We start from the raw sequence: 18,480 nt of genomic DNA, 5'->3' as shown, positions 1-18,480 counted from the left end.
ATGGGGAGTGGTCTTGTAAGCGGCCATAGTTTGTCGGCGGGGAGTCTTCTGCGATGAGGCTGGCAAAAGAGCGGGTCCATCATATGGCGGAATCAGTGATCGCACGGCTCCACGAGCTGGGTTTTCTGGACGTCACCGGGGATCGAAAGGCGCTTCGGGATTCGTTGGAACAGACGATGACGGAAGAGCTCGGAGTGGAAGATCGCCTCAATGCTGAAGTGCGCCGGATGATGCAACCCTATGAACGGCAGATCGAGCAGGGACAGGTCGATTACCAGAAGATGTTCACGATGATCAAGCAGAAGCTGGTGCGTGAACGGGGCATCATTTTATAGGTGCTGACCGGTGTGTGAATCTTCGTCATAGAAAAGCGCAGAGTAGCCTCACTCAGGACTGGAGTCCAATTCGTGATCAGCGACGATAAAGCCAGCCATCTTGCCCACCTCGCTCTCGGCGCCTTGAAGAAGAGCCCGCACTGCCGGTTTACTGAAGATGATGGGAAGGTGCTGCGCGAGATCAAACGGGTGGTGGCCGCAGAGTTGTTGTTGGAAGCGGAGATCGATAAGAAAGTACGGACCAAACTGGCGTCCTACTCACGACAAATCGTGGAGGGGAGTCCGGAATGGGACGTGATGTATCGGAAAACAGCTGAAGAAGAACAAAAAAAGCGCGCCAAGCCCTGATCCGGCGTGGCGAGAGATTTCGACGAGGTTGTGCGATGAGAGTTGCTCTATGGATAGTGTTTTGCGTGATGGCGGTGTCGTTGCCCGCCTGTACCCATTCCAAACCGCAGCCGCTGGTTCCGTTGGAATTGGCCTATGGGGCCAAGGCTGACGCCATCGCTCTGAACAATCAGGGGATGCAAGCCTATCTGGCCGGACAGGTTGCGGAAGCCAAGAATTTTTTCGGGCAGGCCATCAAGGCGTCGCCGGATTCCGGCCAGGCCCATTACAATTACGCGCTCGCGCTGAATGCGTTGGGGCAAACGGACCAGGCCCGCCTGGAGTTTATTGAGGCGGCGAATTTAGCTCCCGGGGATAAGGTGATCTGGGATTCTCCTGCGTTACGCCCCTTCGGCAGTCCCCAGGCGCAAAAGGGGCCGCCCAGGGAACACCCGTATGGGACACAGCGTCCGGTGATCGGCAGCGGACCACGCTGACCGGCTGACACGAAGCGTTGCACTGGAGAGGATTGAGACATGGCTGACGAATTGAACGTGGGAGCGAAGGCGCCGGATTTCTCCTTGCCGGACCAGGACGGCAGTACCGTGACGCTGAAGAGCCTCAAGGGCAAGCAGGTGGTCCTCTATTTTTATCCCAAGGACGATACCTCGGGCTGTACGAAAGAAGCCTGCGATTTCCGGGATTCCCTTGCGCCGATCAAAAAGGCCGGGGCGGTGGTGATTGGAGTCAGTAAGGACGGGAAAGCCTCGCACCAGAAGTTTATCGCCAAGTATGGCTTGCCCTTTGCGTTGTTGAGCGACGAAGAGGCCGAGGTCTGTAAGGCCTACGGAGTCTATAAAGAGAAGAGCATGTACGGACGGAAGTATCTGGGCATCGAGCGGAGCACGTTTGTGATCGATGCCACGGGTCGGATCAAGGCCCTTTTCCGGAAGGTGAAGGTGCCCGGCCATGTCGATGAAGTGCTGGCGGCGCTGAAGGCCTAGCAGAATGCGGAAAAAGTCCGCCAGCGGCGTTCTCGCAAGACACTGCCGCCTCACCGGCTCGGCGGCGTTCACAAACGTGACGCGCGTTATTCCGCGCGTCGTGAACCTCAGAGGCTCACCGCTCACCGTACGGCCACGGGACAAGAGCCTGTCTTGACAGGCTCGGGGTGGGCGGGTACGAATGAACGATTCGCCGCTTCGCTTGCTGCGGCCTTGCTGAACAGCCTTTTTGCGCATCCTGCGGGTTCTGGTAATACCGACACAGCACATGAGTGATCGTAGCGCATTGCGCAACAATCGAGTTTTTCCGCTGCCTGCTAGGGCGGCGATCCACTATACGGGTCGACTGCTTGGTTGAATGACATGGATCCGCTGGAAAAAACCTCTCATGCCTGCCGTGCCGCCGCGCTCTCCCTCGTGCCGGGGCTCGGACATCTCTACATCGGGGAAAAGCGCGGCGGTCCTCTGTTCCTGGCCGGGGTGCTGCTGATTGTCCTCTGGATGGCGGTGTTCTCGGTTGCGCTCGTGCCGTTGATCGGTCTGGTGTTGTTTTGTATGGGAGATACCTATCTCACCGTCAGCCGCGATCGCGGCCTCCTCGCCTAACCAAGCCGATCGTCCTCAGAAAGGGAGCGTGGACCGTATCATGGCAAAATGGCTTCGTCTCGGGTCACGCACGTTCCTCCTGCTGCTGCTCTTCGGCTGGACCATGGCGGGCACCGGCGAGGCTGCCGAGAAGGTGCAGGGTATCCTGACCGTACATGATGCGTTGACGTTGCCGAATCACCCGGTCCGCATCGAGGCCCAACTTGGCGGGAAGGCTCCTGGGGGAAGTTCCCCATGGGGCGGCGTTGGCGTGCACCTGTCTATAGACGGCAAGGCCGTGGCGACGGCGAAGACTAATGAGAGCGGGCACGCCTCGTTCGATTACCTCGCGAAGATGCGGGGCACGTACGTTATTGCGGTATCGGTCGATGACGCGGCGTCAGTTGCGGCGGACAACGGTCACGCGACGCTCTGTGTGTGGGAGCGCCGGCGTCCGATTATTCTTGTCGAACTGGCCGCCCTCATCCAGCCGGCAGTTTCCGCCTCGACGGGAACAGTGACTGAATCATCCCTGCAGCCTGTGTCCGATGCAGCCGACGAACTGTCGCGGCTGACCCAGTATTACTACAACGTGGTCTATGTAACGGGCGGCGAACAGTCGCCGTCGGAGATTGCCGCGATCGGAAACGTGCGTCGATGGTTGGAGTCTCACAAGTTTCCGCCCGGCTTTGTGGCGCCGTCGTCGGAAGGACTGGGCGCCACGCTGGACACCTTCAAGCAGGGCGGCTGGGCGACCATGAAAACCGGCATCGTCCGCACGCGGTCGTCTGCAGAAATGCTGCTGCAGCATCGATTCGAGGTGGTGGTGGTCCCAGAATTGCCCAAAGGCGAGATGCCGCGAAAGGCTAAGGCGGCGAAAGAGTGGAAGGACGTCAGAAAGAAGTTGTGAGGGGTGACGGGGACGTGAGGGCGCGCGAACGTCGCAGGGTCTTTTGGTTTGTCCGCGGCCTGTGATCATAGGCGAGAAGGGATTGCGAGCGTTCATGGCTAGAGGGCGATTCACTCCCGCGGCGAATCATGGTATGTTCAGCGCCTTATAGGGTCTCATCACATTGAAGGAGTAGGAGCCGGTATGTTGTTAGAAGGGAAAAAGGGTCTGATCATCGGTGTCGCCAACAAGCACAGCATCGCCTGGGCTATCGCGCAGGCTGCGGCGCGAGAAGGCGCGCAGATGCTGTTCAGTTATCAGAACGAACGGTTGCGCGAAAACGTCGAGGAGTTGGTGCAGACCCTGCCCGGCGCGTCGGCTTGCGTGTGCGATGTCGGAGACGACAGTCAGATCGATGCGATGATGAAACAGGCCTCTGAGAAGCTGGGGCGGTTGGACTTTCTGGTGCATTCCCTGGCCTTTGCTCCGCGGGAAGAGCTCACCGGAGAATTCGTGAATACCACCCGTCAGGGATTTGCGACGGCCCTTGATGTCAGCGCCTACTCCCTTGTGGCCGTCACGCGGGCGGCGATGCCGCTGATGACGGAAGGCGGATCGGTCGTGACGCTGACCTATCTCGGCAGCGAGCGGGTGGTGCCGCATTACAATGTCATGGGTGTGGCCAAGGCGGCGCTTGAGGCGACGGTCCGGTATCTGGCTCACGATTTGGGGCCGAAGAATATCCGGGTCAATGCCGTCTCAGCCGGGCCGATCAAGACATTGGCGGCGCGTGGCGTGTCCGGTATCAGTAAGATGGTCGATCACCATCGCGCGTTCGCTCCGCTCCGGCGGGCGACGGAGCAGGGCGAGGTCGGCGATACGGCCTTGTTCCTCGTAAGTCCTTTGGGGCGCGGCATCACCGGAGAGGTGATCTACGTCGATGGGGGTTATCATATCCTGGGGTCATTGGCCTCTGTCGACTAAGAGGTCTGGTGGGCTGCTCACACAGTCGTGTCGTACGCCCTGCCCGATCGAGCCGATGCCATGACGCGGCGTAGACGGGATTTTCTAGGTTCGTCCTTCTTCCTGACTTTCTTCATTCTTTTTCCCACGCTTGGCCTTGCCATACCCTCCTTCTCTGCCGATCTCTCCGATCGGGAGGAGGACGGGTTGCTGGGTGACGTCCGGTCCGTCGAAACCAGAGAGAGCCTGTTGGTGCAAACCGATCGGTACGATCCGGTCGGTCGCCTCATCGAGCGCATTCAGGGCGGCGGGGAGACATCTCAGGGGTTATGGCCGCTTCGATTTGTCTATACCTATGACCAGGCAGGAAGACGGACTGCCGAGGTTGTGCAGGATGCGCGGGGCGCCGTCGTGAAAGAGACGCGCTCGGTCTACGATGACCGCGGGAATCGGTCCGCCGAACTGGCAGCCTGGGGCGACGGCACGTTTGAGAACGTCTCCTTGTATGAATACGACGAAGCACATCGGCCGATCAGAGGGCTTCACTTCAATGGCGTGCAAGTGATCAATCGAAATCTCTATGCCTTCGACAGTGCCGGACGGCTGGTGCGTGAGCGGTTCGAACGAAACTATCACTACAATGCAGCCGGGACTCAGGTCGTCATGACCGATCGATTCGATACCGGGTATGAAGTCGCCATCGTCTATGATGAGCAGGGGCATGTTCGCGAGAAAGTCGTGTCCGATCTCCGGAGCCGACCACAGGGCCGTTCGGAGTTTCGCTACGACGAACAGGGCAATCAAAACGAAGAACGCATCTTCAATGCCAAGGGACAGGCCACGGACCGCAAAGTCTACCGCTACGAATACGACGCCGTGGGGAATTGGATCAAGGAAACGCTCCAGTGGTGGGCCGTGGCTGATGGCCGCGAGACGCTCAAGCAATCTTCTGTTCGCGAGCGGAGCATCATCTACCACTAACCCCAGTCGCCAGTGTTTGTTTCAGGCGCGCTGGTGCCTCTATGCCACCGCGAGTTCTTGGCAGGTTGCTGATGAGGGCATGCCTGCAATCTTCCCACAGCCGATGGCCGTAAGGTCATGCTTCTCGATACCGATCACATTCGCGGGATCGGCGGCGACCGGGACTTTGTCTGGGAAAGCTTCGTTCTAGGCTACAACTCCATATACATGGACCCATTCGGCACTCTTCATGAACTGACGATCGGGGAGCCGGTCTTAAATGAACCGTATTATGCCGAGCGGCGAACTGGCGCATCTTCGTTTATTCAAACAGCCCGTTCATGGTCAACCGTGATTATGGTTATTGGGAGACGTTATTTTTCCCGTTCCACTCCCAGTAGTGCTGGGCAAACCGATCGATCATCTGATCAAGATCCTTTTCGAATCGGTCCCTAGAGGCTGCGTTCACATCTATAACCTCAGGAAGCAGATCTGTTCCCCCAAAACTGATCCCATCCGTATAAACCTCGGGCTCTCGCTCTCGAACAGCCCGTTCTCGTAACTCAAAGTTTCTGACGTACAAGAGTTTGTCGGGACAGTCGGGGATTTGCTTGGCAAGCAACGTAATGATAAGCCGTGGGTTCTTCAATGGTTTGGGATCCTTCGAATCTGGCGAAACTCCGACTAACTTGTGCTCTGCAAGCCGAGCAATCGTGTGGGAGTAAAGCTGGCTGGTGTCCTGGCCAGCGTTGCGAGTTTGAACTGCGATGAGAGCGTAGATTTCGACGTTCGAAAAATCGAGGCCTTTGATTGCGGGTACGTCTCCCCATTCAGAACCCTGAGCCTGCGTGAAAGGGAATGCAAGCGCAGCGGTCAGCACTATGAGAAAGATTGAAAGATTTCGACATACATTCTGCATGACTAGTTGGTTCCAGCCATCTAGACAATGGGCAGGCATTGTGGGTCCTCCTTAGGAGTATGGTGGGAGGGGAGTGCGCTCGGAAACTCTCACCAACCTACTTTGGTTCGTTGAGTCAGGGTTGTGCCGCTGTTCTCTGCTATGGAGTCAGTGGCCCGGTGATCGGTTTTCCGGCCTCTGCGCCCGGCGAGGGGCTCGTGCCTTCCTGGGGAAGAATGCGGAAATGGGTGACAGCGAACGAGACGGCTTGGCCCACGGTGAAGCGGCAGCGCCGAAATTCTTCCTTGTTCATGCGGGAGCGGAGGATGAGTCCATCCGGGGTTTCAATTTCGAGTCGGTAGGCCACGCCCAGGAAGTAGATGTGTCGTAGTTTCGCCTGCTGACGGTACCGCGTAGGATCTTCCGCTACCTTTACGTAGTAGGGACGAAAGCCCACTTGCAGCGTCTGACCGTCGGAAAAGCCGGGGGCAGGGAATTCGAGCGAGCCGACCTGGACCTGCCCGCGCCGCACAACGCCGGCCACGATATTCATCGAACCGATGAAGCGGGCGACAAACTCGGTGGCGGGTTCTTCATACACATCAGCGGGAGATCCGGCCTGTTCCAATTTGCCTTTGGAGAACACGATGATGCGGCCGGACACTTCCATCGCTTCTTCCTGATCGTGTGTCACGAACAGGCTGGTGACGTTCAGGTCCGTATGCAGGCGGATGAGCCACTCGCGCAACTCCTGCCGCACCTTCGCATCGACGGCGCCGAACGGTTCGTCCATCAGCAAGACCGACGGGCGCGGGGCCAGGGCGCGGGCGATGGCGACTCGCTGTCGTTGGCCGCCGGATAGTTGATGCGGATACCGACCGCCCAGTCCTTCGAGGCTCATGAGTGCGAGCAGTTCCGTGACGCGTTGTTCGATGTCACGCCGGTTCCACTTTTTGATTTTGAGACCGAAGGCGATGTTGTCGAAGACCGTCAGGTGTTTGAATAGAGCGTAATGCTGGAAGACGAAGCCGATATTACGTTCCTGCACGGTGAGGTCGTTCACCCGTTTGCCGTCGATGAAGATATCGCCGGCGGTCGGAACCTCCAGGCCGGCGATCAATCGCAGCACCGTGGTTTTTCCGCTGCCGCTTGGTCCGAGCAGACCGAGCAATTCTCCTTCGTTGACGACGAACGAGACGCCTCCCACTGCCGTGGCCGAACCAAACGTCTTCGTGAGCCCGCGTACTTCTATCTTCACTGGCTTACTGCGCTCCCGCTTCCGCTACCGTCGTTTCAGCGCGTGCCTTGGCGATCTCCAGCACGGTCAAGATGGCAAAGGAGACAGCCAACAGGGTCAATGCGACGGCGTTTGCCGCCACATAGTTGAAATCGACGTAACTTTGATAAATGTGCAATGTGGCGGTCTGCGTGAGCAACAAAATATTCCCCGAGACCACGAGGACGGCTCCGAATTCGCCGATCGCGCGCGCCACGGTGAGGGTGGCTCCATAGACCAGTCCCCATCGGAGGGCCGGCAGGGTGACCTTGAGAAACACCTGCCATTCGTCGGCCCCCAACGTTCTTGCCGCTTCCTCTTCTTCGGTGCCGAGTGTTTGCAGCAAGGGTGTCAGCTCACGCACCATAAATGGGAAGGTGACGAACAGGGTCGCGAGAATCATGGCCGGCAGGGCAAACAGCACCTTGATCTGTGCCTGCCCGAAAAACGTGCCCAGCACGGTGTCCGGGCCGAACAGCAATATGAGCATGAAGCCCGCGATGACGGGGGAGACCGCAAACGGCAGGTCGATGACACCGCTCACCAGGCTGCGGCCCCAAAACTTCTGCCTCGCCAGCACCATCGCCGTCATGGTGCCGAAGATCACGTTCAGCACCAACACAATCAGGGTGATTTCTGCCGTGAGCGTGAAGCCGTGCAACGCTTCCGGCCTCGAGATCTCCGTCCAGAATGCCGTCAGCCCTTCGCTGAAGCTCTGGCTCGCCATATAGAGGATCGGTCCGACCAGCAGGACGAGGAAGTAGAGCCAGACGATCCCGATCAACAGCCAACGCATGCACATGCTCCCATCACTACCAATTCACGCTCTGCCGGATTCATAGTCTCAGATTGTCGCGGTCGACACCGCTGACTCGGAGCCGCGCTCATCTTTCTGTCGGGTCCATTGAAACAATCTTGGCAGCCGTTCTCCGGGACGACGGGTCAACCGTTCTAAGAGCAAGAGAACCAGAAAGGAGATCAGTAGAATCAGCACCGAGACGGAGGTAGCTGCCTGGGGGTTGTAGCTCTCGATTTCCCCATAGACATAGACGGAAGCCACCTGCGTCTTCATCGGAATATTACCCGCCACGATCACGATGGACCCGAATTCGCCGAGCGCCCGCACGAAGGTGAGGAAGACGCCGGTCAGCAGGCCGGGCAGGATCGACGGGACCGTGACCTTCCAGAAGGTGATCCAGGGGCTGGCTCCCAACGTGAAGGCTGCTTCTTCCTGATCGCGCTCAAGTCCCATCAACACCGGCTGCAGAGAGCGGATGGTAAACGGCATCGTCACAAACACCATAGCCAGGATGATGCCGGGCTGGTTGTAGAGTACCGCCATCCCGCCCTGTTGAAGCCAGGTGCCCAGCAGACTGGTCGGTCCATAGATCGCGGCGATCATGAGGCCGGCGACCAGGGTTGGAATGGCAAAGGGCAAATCGACGAGCGCGTTGAGGAGCCACCGGCCCGGGAATTCGTAGCGCACCAGCACAAGCGCAGACAAGGTGCCGAACAGGGCATTGATGGCGGTCGCAATGGCGGCGGTTTCCACGGTGAGCCACAGCGCTGCCGCAGCTTGGGGAGCCGACAGATCCTGGATGAACCGGTCCCATCCGGCCGCGAACGATTGATGCGCCAGCGCCGCAAGGGGCAAGAAAATCAGCACGAGCACATAGCCGACTGCGGCAGATCGTAAGGCCAGGCTGAGCAAGAGATGAGCGGTCATACGAGCGTTCTACCTTACTGGTTACGGTCACGCATGTTCGACAGGCACCATTCCTATCATTGGTCGTGATGATTCATCACGAATCATTTTCTCAGGAGGCTGCTATTTCTTTGTCACGTCTTCGACAATCTTCGTCCACAGACCTTGCGCGCCGAACAGTTTGTTGCTCACCTGGTCCCAGCCGCCGAGGTCTGCAATCGTGAAGAGTCGAGCCGGTAGTGGGAGCGTGGTGGCCTGGGTACCGGCATTCTTGTCCAACGGGCGAAAGCCCAATTCAACGAAGGCAGCCTGTGCCTCCGGTCCGTGGAGAAACGCGACGAACGCTTCAGCGAGATCCCTGGCCTTGTGGCGGTCGGCATAGGTGTCGACGACCGCCGCCGGATTTTCGATCCAGACGGTTTCGGCCGGCACGATGATTTCATAGGGCCGTCCGCTCTTCACGCGCGGCAGCAACTCGTTTTCGTAGGTGACGATGACATCGCCGACGCCGCGTTCGAACGTGGTCACCGATTCGCGGCCACTCTTGTCCATGACCTTGACGTTGCGTTGGACGCGGGTCAGCAAGTCCACGGCCTGCGAAGCCACCGCCTCCGGGGCGAGGGGCTTTCCACCTGCGCGCTGCTCCGCCAGTTTCAAGCCGGCGCCATAAATCGCGATCACATCCCACATCGCGCCGCCGGATGTCTTGGGATTCGGGTAGAGCACTTCCACGCCGGGGCGCGCGGCATCGTCCCATCCCTTAACGCCTTTAGGATTGCCCTTGCGTACGCCGAGGGCCACGACCGATGCGGAGATCATGCCCCCATGGGGTGCCTTTCTCCAATCATGGGTAATCAATCCGGCTTTGACGATCTGATCGACGTCGCCTTCCAGCGAGAGCACGGCGACATCGGCATCGAAACCTCCGATGATAGCCCTAGCCTGAGCGCCCGAGGCTCCATAAGAGCTGCGCACACGCACGTCCTGCCCGGTTTTTTGTTTCCAATGTCGTTGAAAGGCGGGGATGATGTGTCGTTCGTAGGCTTCTTTCGGCACGCTGTAGGCGGCCAGGATGAGATCACGGGTTTCGGCGGCCTGCACCGGGGCAGTGGTCGGAAGGAGCATGGTCAACCAGGCGCCGAGTGCAAGGCCAAAAATGGTTCGTGTCTGACGAGTCATAGCGGGTCGCGGCTCCTTCCACCTATTTCGAATGGGCGAATCGACTCAATGTGTAATGGTCGAGAATGTTCGCGATGGCATCCCGCACCTCACCCATGGCCTGTTGGAGCGGGCACGAAGGTTTGGCCGCGTAGGGGCAGTCCGCGCACTTTTGGTAGGCGGTTTTGCTGACGCAGCTGATCGGGGCGAGGGGTCCATCCAGAATACGGATGACCTGGCCAAGCGTAATTTCTTCCGGCGATTTGATAAGGGAATAGCCGCCCCGGACTCCTCGACGACTGGCCAGCAGGCCGGCGCGTTTCAACGCGAGGAGAATCTGTTCCAGGAATTCCACCGGGATATTCTGCCGTTCTGCAATTTCATGGCGTTGGAGGACACGCCCGCCATAGGTCTCGCACAATTCGAGCAGTGCCCGGAGGCCATATTCGCTTTTCTTGGAGAACTTCATGCGGGGAGATTTTGTCTAGTGAGTTGCTCAAGTTTTTGAAGAATAAACCAGCGCGCGCTGTGATTCAAGCGTTTCAGATGCCAGGCGACTGGTGTGATTCGCGCTCCGTGCTGCCGGAATCATGAATGCAACTCATTGAAATCGGAGGTTCTGTTTCTTGACACCCTGTAACCGTTCTTGCTAGCTTCAGCCTGTTTTTTGTCAGCCACCACCAGCAGACTGCTGCTAGATCTGGATACCCGGTGAATTTCCAAGACCTCATTTTGACCCTGCATCGTTTTTGGGCCGACCGCGGGTGTGTCGTCCACCAACCCTATGACCTGGAAATGGGCGCGGGAACATTCCATCCCGCCACGTTTCTCCGTTCCCTCGGTCCGGAACCCTGGCGAGCCGCCTATCCGCAAGCCTGTCGCCGGCCGACCGACGGTCGATACGGCGAAAATCCCAACCGTATGCAGCACTACTACCAGTATCAGGTGGTGCTGAAACCGGCTCCCGACAATATCCAAAGCCTCTACCTGGAGAGCCTGAAACAGCTGGGCATCGACCCGAAGAAACACGACATCCGGTTTGTGCAGGACGATTGGGAGTCCCCCACGCTCGGCGCCTGGGGGTTGGGCTGGGAAGTCCGGCTCGACGGCATGGAGATTACCCAGTTCACCTACTTTCAGGAAATCGGCGGCATTCCCCTGAATCCCATCACCGGCGAAATTACCTATGGCACCGAGCGTATTGCGATGTACCTGCAGCAGGTCGATAACGTGTATGACCTGGCCTGGACCGACGGTGTGAGCTACGGCGATGTGCATCACCGCAGCGAAGTGGAGTTTTCCCGCTACAACTTCGAGGAGGGAGAGGTGCCCATGCTGATGGCCACCTTCCAGGCGTTCGAGGGCGAGTGCCAGCGGTTGCTGGACAAGAAGCTGACGCTGCCGGCCTACGACTACTGCATCAAGACCTCGCACATGTTCAATTTGCTCGATGCCCGCGGGGCGATCAGCGTCACCGAACGGACCTCCTATATCGCCCGTGTGCGGGCGCTGGCCCGTCGTTGCGCCGAGTCCTACCTGGCTGATCGCGAAGCGATGGGACATCCCTTGATCAAGCAATCGGCTGGGACCGGCAAGCGCGCCGGCGCTCATTCACCCGTTCCAACCAAATAATCCGCAGGCAGTACCTGACGATGCCGACGAAAAAGACCATGACCAAAACTGCCTCACGCTCCAAGGTGGCCAAAGCCCCCAAGGCTCCGGCGACCACGGAACTCCTGTTGGAAATCGGAACGGAAGAGTTGCCCTATCAGTTCGTTGCCCCGGCCATGCGCGCTCTGCAGCAATCGGCCGAGACTCTGCTGAAAGACCTGCGTCTCACGTACGGCACGGTCCGCACGATGGGCACTCCGCGGCGGCTGGTGCTGTTGATCGAAGGACTTGCGCGGCAACAAGCGTCTGCCGTGAAAGAGGCCATGGGGCCTTCTAAGGCGGTGGCCTTCGACCAAAATGGACAGCCTACGAGAGCGGCCGTCGGTTTTGCCGCGGGCCATGGTATTCCGGTTGAAGACTTACAAGTGCGGCAGACGCCCAAGGGCGAGTATCTCTTTGCGGTGAAGCAGGAGAAGGGGCAGGCCGTGGCGGCGGTTCTGACCCAGGCCTTGCCGCAGCTCCTTGGCAAACTGTCGTTTCCCAAAGCCATGCATTGGAACCAGACCGGGGTGCGCTTTGCCAGACCGGTGCGGTGGTTGGTGGCCTTGTGCGGCGGGAAGGTACTCCCGATCCAGTTCGCCACGATCAAGGCCGGCAATCTCAGTCACGGACATCGGGTGCTGGGCGCCAAGGTGTCCAGCCCGAAGGGCTTTGCGGTGAAGTCGATTGCGCACTATCTGAAGGAGACCGAACGGCATGGGGTGATTGTGGATCAGGAGCGGCGGCGCGCGATGATCCTCGACCAGCTGGCCTCGCTCGCCAAATCGGCCCGCGGCCATCTGCACCAGGACGACGATTTGCTGGAGCAGGCCGTCTATATGGTGGAGTCTCCGCTGACGATTCTGGGTTCCTTTAAGCCGCACTATCTCTCGCTCCCGAAAGAAATCCTCATGACCTCCATGAAGGAGCATCAAGGGTATTTCTCCCTGGTCGATCAGAAGGGCGCGCTGCTGCCGAATTTCCTCGCCGTCACGAACATGAAGTTGTCGAACATGCAGCTGATTCGCGAAGGGAACGAGAGGGTTCTGGCGGCGCGGTTGGCCGATGCCAAGTTCTTCTTCGATGAAGATCGCAAGACCTCGTTGGTCGATCGCGTAGCGAAACAGCTGGCGGTGACGTTCCACCAGAAACTCGGCAGCCTGCATCAGAAAACGCAACGTGTCGTCGCGATGGCGGCCCATGTGGCCGGGCAACTCGGTGACGACCGACTGGTTCAGGATTGCCGGCGCGCGGCGGAACTCAGTAAGGCCGATCTCTTGACCGGTATCGTCGGGGAGTTTCCAACCCTGCAGGGCCTGATGGGCGGGGAATATGCCAAACATGACGGCGAATCTCCGGTGGTGAGCGCGGCAATCCGTGAGCAGTACATGCCTCGCGCCATGGAAGGGGAGTTGCCTGAGTCGCTCGCGGGAAAAGTGCTGTCGTTGGCGGACCGCCTGGACAGCATCGCTGGATTTTTCCTCGTCGGTATGGTCCCGAGCGGCTCTGAAGATCCCTTTGCCTTGAGGCGCCATGCCACGGCCATTGTGCGCATCGTGATCGAGAGCAAGCTGCGACTCAATCTCGCCCAAGCTGTGCGAACGGCACAGGAGGTGCTGAGCGCCCAGGATGTGATCGCCGCGCCGCAGACAGGCAAGGGCGGGACACCGGACATCATTGGCTTTCTCTTCGAACGTGTCCGTTTTTACGGAAAGAGCGCGCATCAGGTACGGGACGATGTGATGGAAGCCGTGTTGAAGTCGGCCGATCGCCAGACCCTCGACCTGACGGACCTCTTCGACAAGATGAAGGCATTGCAGCAGATCACCGTGCGGGCGGAGTTCGATCCGTTGATCGTCGGATTCAAACGCGCCCACCGGCTGACCGAGAAGGAACAGTGGGACCGCAAGCCGGTGGAGTCCGGTCTCTTCCGGGAAGGTGCGGAGTCGGCCCTGCATCAGACCGTGCAGAGCAGTCAGCAGGACTATGCGGCGGCGATGCGCGGCGGGCAGTATGGACAGGCGCTCGATGTGCTGGTTCGAATGAAGGGTCCGATCGACGACTTTTTTAATGCGGTGATGGTGAACGCCGACGATCCGGCGGTGCGCGGAAACCGGCTATCCCTGTTGAAGAGCGTCGACGATTTGTTCATGTCATTCGCTGATTTCTCCCAGATTATGGTACAAGGGACGTAGCGGATGGTGAACGTTTGGACTCTACGTCAGAGAGCCTTCCTGAGTCACCCGAGGCGAGTGCCGCGGCCCAGCTGAGGGCGACCAAGGTCCGGCGGTTTGCGTCCGGCATCAGCGTCGTCATGATGGTGGTGTGCAACGCGGTGTTCCTCTTCGGCATCTGGGTGACCGGCGTCAACTTCGAACGGCTGGTGCGGACACCGGATATCTATGACTCCAGACAAGACATTTGCTTGCGACTGGCCTACCAACATGTCCCCGGTTCGGAGAACCCCGTGCAGTTCTGCTCGGAGTGGCTCAACCTCGCCGATCCGACCGGGAAGACCCATACGTTTCAAAAAGACGCACAACTCAAACAGGGCGCAGACGGAAAGTTCTATTTCGATTATGGACCGTTCGTGGACTACCGACTGTTTGCGGTCGGCGCGTTCGTGGTGGGGATCATCGTGTGCGGCATTCGAGTGACCAGGCACGTCGTGAACCGCTACCGCCTGCGATTGGAAGCCGCCGCCCGCCATTCGGTTCCGACTCATTGACCTCATAGCACAAGGAGAGCGTCGCGTGGCCAAGAAATACGTCTATTATTTCGGAGATGGGAAAGCCGAAGGCACCGGCAACATGAAGGAACTGCTCGGCGGCAAAGGCGCCGGACTGGCCGAGATGACGAACCTCAAAGTGTCCGTGCCCCCCGGCTTTACGATCTCCACCGAAGCCTGCGTCGAATATTACAAACGCGGCAAGGCCTATCCTCCCGGCATGATGGACGAAGCGCTGCACGCTCTCAAGCGGATCGAACGGTCGATGAAGGCCGGTTTCGGCGATCCGGACAATCCCTTGTTGGTGTCCGTGCGCTCCGGCGCCCGCGCGTCCATGCCCGGCATGATGGATACCGTGTTGAACGTCGGCTTGACGACCAAGACCGTCCACGGCCTGGCCCTCAAGACGAAGAATGAGCGGTTTGCGCAGGATAGCTACCGCCGCTTCATCGGTATGTTCGGCAGCATCGTGATGGGCGTCAATCGCGAACATTTCGAAGACATTCTCAAGCATAAGAAGCGGGATCTCGGGGTGACGCAGGACACGCACCTCGATGCCAAGGCGCTCAAGGAACTCGTCGTCAGCTTCAAGGAGTTGGTGAAGGAAGAGACCAAGCGGGATTTCCCGGATGATCCCCTGGAGCAACTGCGGATGGCGATCAACGCCGTGTTTTCCTCCTGGTACGGTGCGCGCGCCGTGACGTATCGCCGTCTGTACAACATTCCCGAAACCTGGGGCACTGCCGTCAACGTGGTCGCCATGGTGTTCGGCAACATGGGTGAAACCAGCGGCACCGGCGTGGCCTTCACGCGCGATCCCGCCACCGGTCAGCGTCAGTTCTTCGGCGAGTGTCTGACGAACGCGCAGGGTGAAGACGTCGTTGCCGGTATCCGGACCCCGCTGCCCGTCAAGGAACTCGAAAAGTTCATGCCGGAGGCTTACAAGGATCTCGAAGCGACCTACAAAAAACTCGAACGCCATTACCGCGACATGCTCGACCTGGAGTTCACGATCCAGGAAGGGAAGCTCTACATGTTGCAAACCCGCGTCGGGAAGCGCACGGGTGTGGCGGCCGTCCGGATTGCGGTGGATATGGTGAAGGAAGGCCTCATTACCAAAAAGGAGGCGCTCCAGCGCATCGGGCCCGATCAACTGGCGCAGTATCTCTATCCCATTTTCGACGCGCAGGAAGAGTCGCGCTGCACGCCGCTCGGCAAGGGATTGCCGGCCGGTCCCGGCGCCGCCGCCGGAAAACTCGCATTGACGGCGGACCGTGCGGTGGAGATGAAAGCCGCGGGCAATCGCGTGGTCCTTGTCCGGCAGGAAACCAGCCCGGACGATATTCACGGCATGAACGCGGCGTTAGGTTTTCTGACTGCGCGTGGCGGCATGACGTCCCACGCGGCCGTGGTCGCCCGGCAGATGGGGAAAGTCTGCGTGGCCGGCTGTGAAGCGATCGAGGTGCTGGATAGTCAGTCGGTGCGGATCGGGACCCAGGTGTTTCGCGAAGGCGAATACCTGTCGGTCAACGGTTCGACCGGCAACGTGTATGGCGGCGACATTCCCGTCGTGGAATCAGAAGTGATTCAAGTGCTGCAGGGCAAGATGGAAGCCTCGGCTTCCGAGAAGTACCAATTGTTCGAGTCGGTGCTGAAGTGGGCCGACGGAGTGCGCAAGCTGAAGGTCCGGGCGAATGCGGATGTGCCGGATCAAGCCCGTATTGCGCGCAGTTTCGGCGCCGAAGGTATTGGCCTGTGCCGCACGGAACATATGTTCTTCGCCGAAGACCGTATCCAGATCATGCAGAAGATGATTCTGGCGCGGAAACGCGAAGAGCGGGAAATGTATCTGGATCAGCTGCTGCCGTTGCAGAAACAGGATTTCATCGGTCTTTATCGCGAGATGAAGGGGTTCCCGGTCACGATCCGTCTGCTCGATCCGCCCCTGCACGAGTTCCTGCCGAAGCGCGAAGATCTCATGGTCGAAATTGCTCAGCTCGAACTCACCAGCGGCGCGCCGACGGTGTTGGAGGAAAAGAAGCGGTTGCTGGCTCGCGTGGAAGAGCTGCATGAGTTTAACCCCATGCTGGGTCTGCGCGGCTGCCGTCTCGGGATTACGATGCCGGAAATTACCAAGATGCAGGCGCGCGCGATCATCGAAGCGGCCTGCGAGCTGGCGAAGGAAGGCACGAAGATCGTGCCTGAGATCATGATTCCCTTGGTCGGCATGGTCTCGGAAATGAAGGCGCAGAAAGATCTGGTCCGCGAAGTGGCCACGGACACGATGAAGCGGTACGGCGTGAAACTGTCGTACCTGGTCGGCACCATGATCGAATTGCCGCGCGCCGCCGTGACCGCCGATCGTATCGCGGAGGAGGCCGAGTTCTTCTCCTTCGGGACGAACGATCTGACCCAGACGACGTTCGGGTTCTCCCGCGACGACGCCGCGAAGTTCATCGATTTCTATAAGACGGCCAATATTCTCGACAGCGATCCGTTTGCGGTGCTGGACCGGGAGGGCGTCGGATCGCTCATGCGCGCGGCCATTGTGGGCGGGCGCAAGACCCGTCCCACGATCAAGCTGGGCATCTGCGGCGAGCATGGCGGCGATCCCAGTTCTGTGGAATTCTGTCATCAACTGGGCCTGGACTATGTGAGTTGTTCACCCTACCGGGTCGGCATTGCGCGATTGGCTGCGGCACAGGCGGCGCTGGCGGAGGCTGAAACGGAAAAAGCCAAGCCGAAGAAAGTTCAACCGAGCACCAAGCGGGTGGCGAAATCCAAGCCGGCCAAGAAGTCCGCAACGCACGCGCCGGTGAAGAAGCGGCCCGCCGCCAAGCGTGTGGTCCGTCGCCCCAAGCGTACGAAACGGTGAGGTTGTCTTCCCGCGATCGTGAATACATGACCCTGGCGCTTCGCCTCGCGGCGAAGGGCCGGGGATCCACCAGCCCCAATCCCATGGTCGGCGCATTGGTGGTGACCCGCGGCCGGATCGTCGGTCAGGGTTCCCATCGCAAAGCCGGCGGTCCACATGCCGAAGTCATCGCCCTCAGCCAGGCCGGCTCACGGGCTAAAGGCGGCACCCTCTACGTCACCCTCGAACCCTGCAGTCATCTCAAAAAACGCACTCCACCCTGTGTTCCGCTGGTCATTGCCTCGGGAGTCCGCCGCGTCGTGGTGGCCACGGTCGATGCCAACCCGCAGGTGAAGGGCAATGGGGTTGCGCAGCTGACGCGGGCGGGAATTCGTGTCGATGTCGGTTGCTGCGAGGCCGAGGCGAGGCAGCTCAATGAAGCTTATCTTCATTGGGTGCAGACAGGCCGTCCGTTTACGATCCTGAAAGCCGGGATGACGCTGGACGGGCAGATCGCCACTGCGAAGGGCGAGTCGCAATGGATTACGGATGAGGCCGCCAGACAGCAGGCCCATCGCTTGCGGGCTGATGTAGACGCGATCCTGGTCGGCATCGGCACGGTGTTACGCGACAATCCACAGTTGACCGCCCGGCTGACCGACGGCCCGGCGCGGTTGGCTCCGCGGCAGCCGTTGCGCATTGTGGTCGATAGTCGATTGCGTATTCCCCTCAAGGCCAAGGTGCTGCAGGACCAGCAGACGGCTCACACGTTGATCGCTACGACAGCGGCAGCTTCAGGGCGTAAGATTGCGCTTCTGAGGAAGAGGGGGATCGATGTGTTGGTCTTACCGAAGGCTGGTGGCCATGTGAACTTGCCGGTGTTGTGGGCGCGCCTCGGTCAGCTTGGCGTCACAACGGTCTTGGTCGAAGGCGGCAGCGACCTGAACGCGGCCGTGCTGCAAGCCGGATTGCCCCAGCGATTGATGTGGTATGTCGCCCCGTTGCTGCTCGGCGGGCAGGATGCGAAAGGAATCTTCGGCGGGCAGTCGCCGCACCGACTCCGGAATGCCGTACCCCTGAAGAATCTGCGCATCGAGCCGGTGGGGCGTGATATGTTGATACAGGCTGACTTCTCGACTCGTTAGGAG

At 59.4% G+C, this 18,480-nt stretch carries 17 protein-coding genes and 1 pseudogene; 12 read left to right on the top strand and 6 right to left on the bottom strand.

Going from position 1 to position 18,480, the window contains the following annotated elements:
* The first annotated feature begins 53 nt into the window (after positions 1 to 53).
* From NSND_RS22075 to NSND_RS06000, 7 genes and pseudogenes are all read left to right on the top strand, one after another.
* Positions 54 to 683: pseudogene (locus tag NSND_RS22075) on the top strand (DUF507 family protein).
* Positions 684 to 718: 35 nt separating this feature from the next.
* Positions 719 to 1,159: a tetratricopeptide repeat protein gene (locus tag NSND_RS06030; protein ID WP_080878134.1), complete on the top strand. Its 441-nt coding sequence runs from the start codon at positions 719 to 721 to the stop codon at positions 1,157 to 1,159.
* A gap of 39 nt (positions 1,160 to 1,198) precedes the next feature.
* Positions 1,199 to 1,666 carry a thioredoxin-dependent thiol peroxidase gene (gene bcp, locus NSND_RS06025; RefSeq protein WP_080878133.1) on the top strand — a complete coding sequence of 156 codons (468 nt, stop codon included), beginning with the start codon at positions 1,199 to 1,201 and terminating at the stop codon, positions 1,664 to 1,666.
* Between the two features lie 363 nt (positions 1,667 to 2,029).
* Positions 2,030 to 2,272, top strand: a complete 243-nt coding sequence (locus tag NSND_RS06015; protein ID WP_080878132.1) for a hypothetical protein — start codon at positions 2,030 to 2,032, stop codon at positions 2,270 to 2,272.
* A gap of 40 nt (positions 2,273 to 2,312) precedes the next feature.
* Positions 2,313 to 3,161: a hypothetical protein gene (locus tag NSND_RS06010; protein ID WP_080878131.1), complete on the top strand. Its 849-nt coding sequence runs from the start codon at positions 2,313 to 2,315 to the stop codon at positions 3,159 to 3,161.
* A gap of 183 nt (positions 3,162 to 3,344) precedes the next feature.
* Entirely contained in the window at positions 3,345 to 4,124 is a 780-nt protein-coding gene (locus NSND_RS06005) for an enoyl-ACP reductase FabI (protein ID WP_080878130.1), read from the top strand.
* Between the two features lie 60 nt (positions 4,125 to 4,184).
* Complete coding sequence (locus NSND_RS06000; RefSeq protein ID WP_080878129.1) at positions 4,185 to 5,084, top strand: RHS repeat domain-containing protein; 900 nt, start codon at positions 4,185 to 4,187, stop codon at positions 5,082 to 5,084.
* Between the two features lie 340 nt (positions 5,085 to 5,424).
* Here NSND_RS06000 and NSND_RS05995 read toward each other — a convergent pair whose 3' ends face one another.
* The 6 genes from NSND_RS05995 to NSND_RS05970 form a co-directional block, all read right to left on the bottom strand.
* Positions 5,425 to 6,021 (bottom strand): hypothetical protein, encoded by a 597-nt coding sequence (locus NSND_RS05995; RefSeq protein WP_080878128.1) that lies wholly within the window; start codon positions 6,019 to 6,021, stop codon positions 5,425 to 5,427.
* Positions 6,022 to 6,121: 100 nt separating this feature from the next.
* Positions 6,122 to 7,219 carry a sulfate/molybdate ABC transporter ATP-binding protein gene (locus tag NSND_RS05990; protein WP_080878127.1) on the bottom strand — a complete coding sequence of 366 codons (1,098 nt, stop codon included), beginning with the start codon at positions 7,217 to 7,219 and terminating at the stop codon, positions 6,122 to 6,124.
* 4 nt (positions 7,220 to 7,223) lie between these two features.
* Entirely contained in the window at positions 7,224 to 8,033 is an 810-nt protein-coding gene (locus NSND_RS05985; RefSeq protein WP_080878126.1) for a sulfate ABC transporter permease, read from the bottom strand.
* A 48-nt stretch (positions 8,034 to 8,081) separates the two neighbouring features.
* Entirely contained in the window at positions 8,082 to 8,963 is an 882-nt protein-coding gene (gene cysT / locus NSND_RS05980) for a sulfate ABC transporter permease subunit CysT (RefSeq protein ID WP_080878125.1), read from the bottom strand.
* Between the two features lie 102 nt (positions 8,964 to 9,065).
* Entirely contained in the window at positions 9,066 to 10,121 is a 1,056-nt protein-coding gene (locus NSND_RS05975; protein WP_080878124.1) for a sulfate ABC transporter substrate-binding protein, read from the bottom strand.
* A 22-nt stretch (positions 10,122 to 10,143) separates the two neighbouring features.
* Positions 10,144 to 10,569 carry an RrF2 family transcriptional regulator gene (locus NSND_RS05970; protein WP_080878123.1) on the bottom strand — a complete coding sequence of 142 codons (426 nt, stop codon included), beginning with the start codon at positions 10,567 to 10,569 and terminating at the stop codon, positions 10,144 to 10,146.
* Between the two features lie 242 nt (positions 10,570 to 10,811).
* Between NSND_RS05970 and NSND_RS05965 the strand changes: the two genes are divergently transcribed.
* The 5 genes from NSND_RS05965 to ribD are packed head-to-tail and all read left to right on the top strand — an operon-like array spanning position 10,812 to position 18,477.
* Positions 10,812 to 11,732: a glycine--tRNA ligase subunit alpha gene (locus tag NSND_RS05965; RefSeq protein ID WP_080878122.1), complete on the top strand. Its 921-nt coding sequence runs from the start codon at positions 10,812 to 10,814 to the stop codon at positions 11,730 to 11,732.
* Positions 11,733 to 11,752: 20 nt separating this feature from the next.
* Positions 11,753 to 13,945, top strand: a complete 2,193-nt coding sequence (gene glyS / locus NSND_RS05960) for a glycine--tRNA ligase subunit beta (protein ID WP_080878121.1) — start codon at positions 11,753 to 11,755, stop codon at positions 13,943 to 13,945.
* A 14-nt stretch (positions 13,946 to 13,959) separates the two neighbouring features.
* Positions 13,960 to 14,478 carry a hypothetical protein gene (locus NSND_RS05955; RefSeq protein WP_080878120.1) on the top strand — a complete coding sequence of 173 codons (519 nt, stop codon included), beginning with the start codon at positions 13,960 to 13,962 and terminating at the stop codon, positions 14,476 to 14,478.
* A gap of 25 nt (positions 14,479 to 14,503) precedes the next feature.
* Positions 14,504 to 17,353 (top strand): pyruvate, phosphate dikinase, encoded by a 2,850-nt coding sequence (gene ppdK / locus NSND_RS05950; protein WP_080878119.1) that lies wholly within the window; start codon positions 14,504 to 14,506, stop codon positions 17,351 to 17,353.
* Positions 17,350 to 18,477: a bifunctional diaminohydroxyphosphoribosylaminopyrimidine deaminase/5-amino-6-(5-phosphoribosylamino)uracil reductase RibD gene (gene ribD / locus NSND_RS05945; protein WP_255373848.1), complete on the top strand. Its 1,128-nt coding sequence runs from the start codon at positions 17,350 to 17,352 to the stop codon at positions 18,475 to 18,477. Before ppdK ends, ribD begins: the two co-directional genes overlap by 4 nt.
* The last annotated feature ends 3 nt before the right edge of the window (positions 18,478 to 18,480 follow it).

It is taken from the genome of Nitrospira sp. ND1 (assembly GCF_900170025.1).
Lineage (GTDB): Bacteria > Nitrospirota > Nitrospiria > Nitrospirales > Nitrospiraceae > Nitrospira_A.
This window is presented reverse-complemented; position numbering and strand designations above follow the sequence as displayed.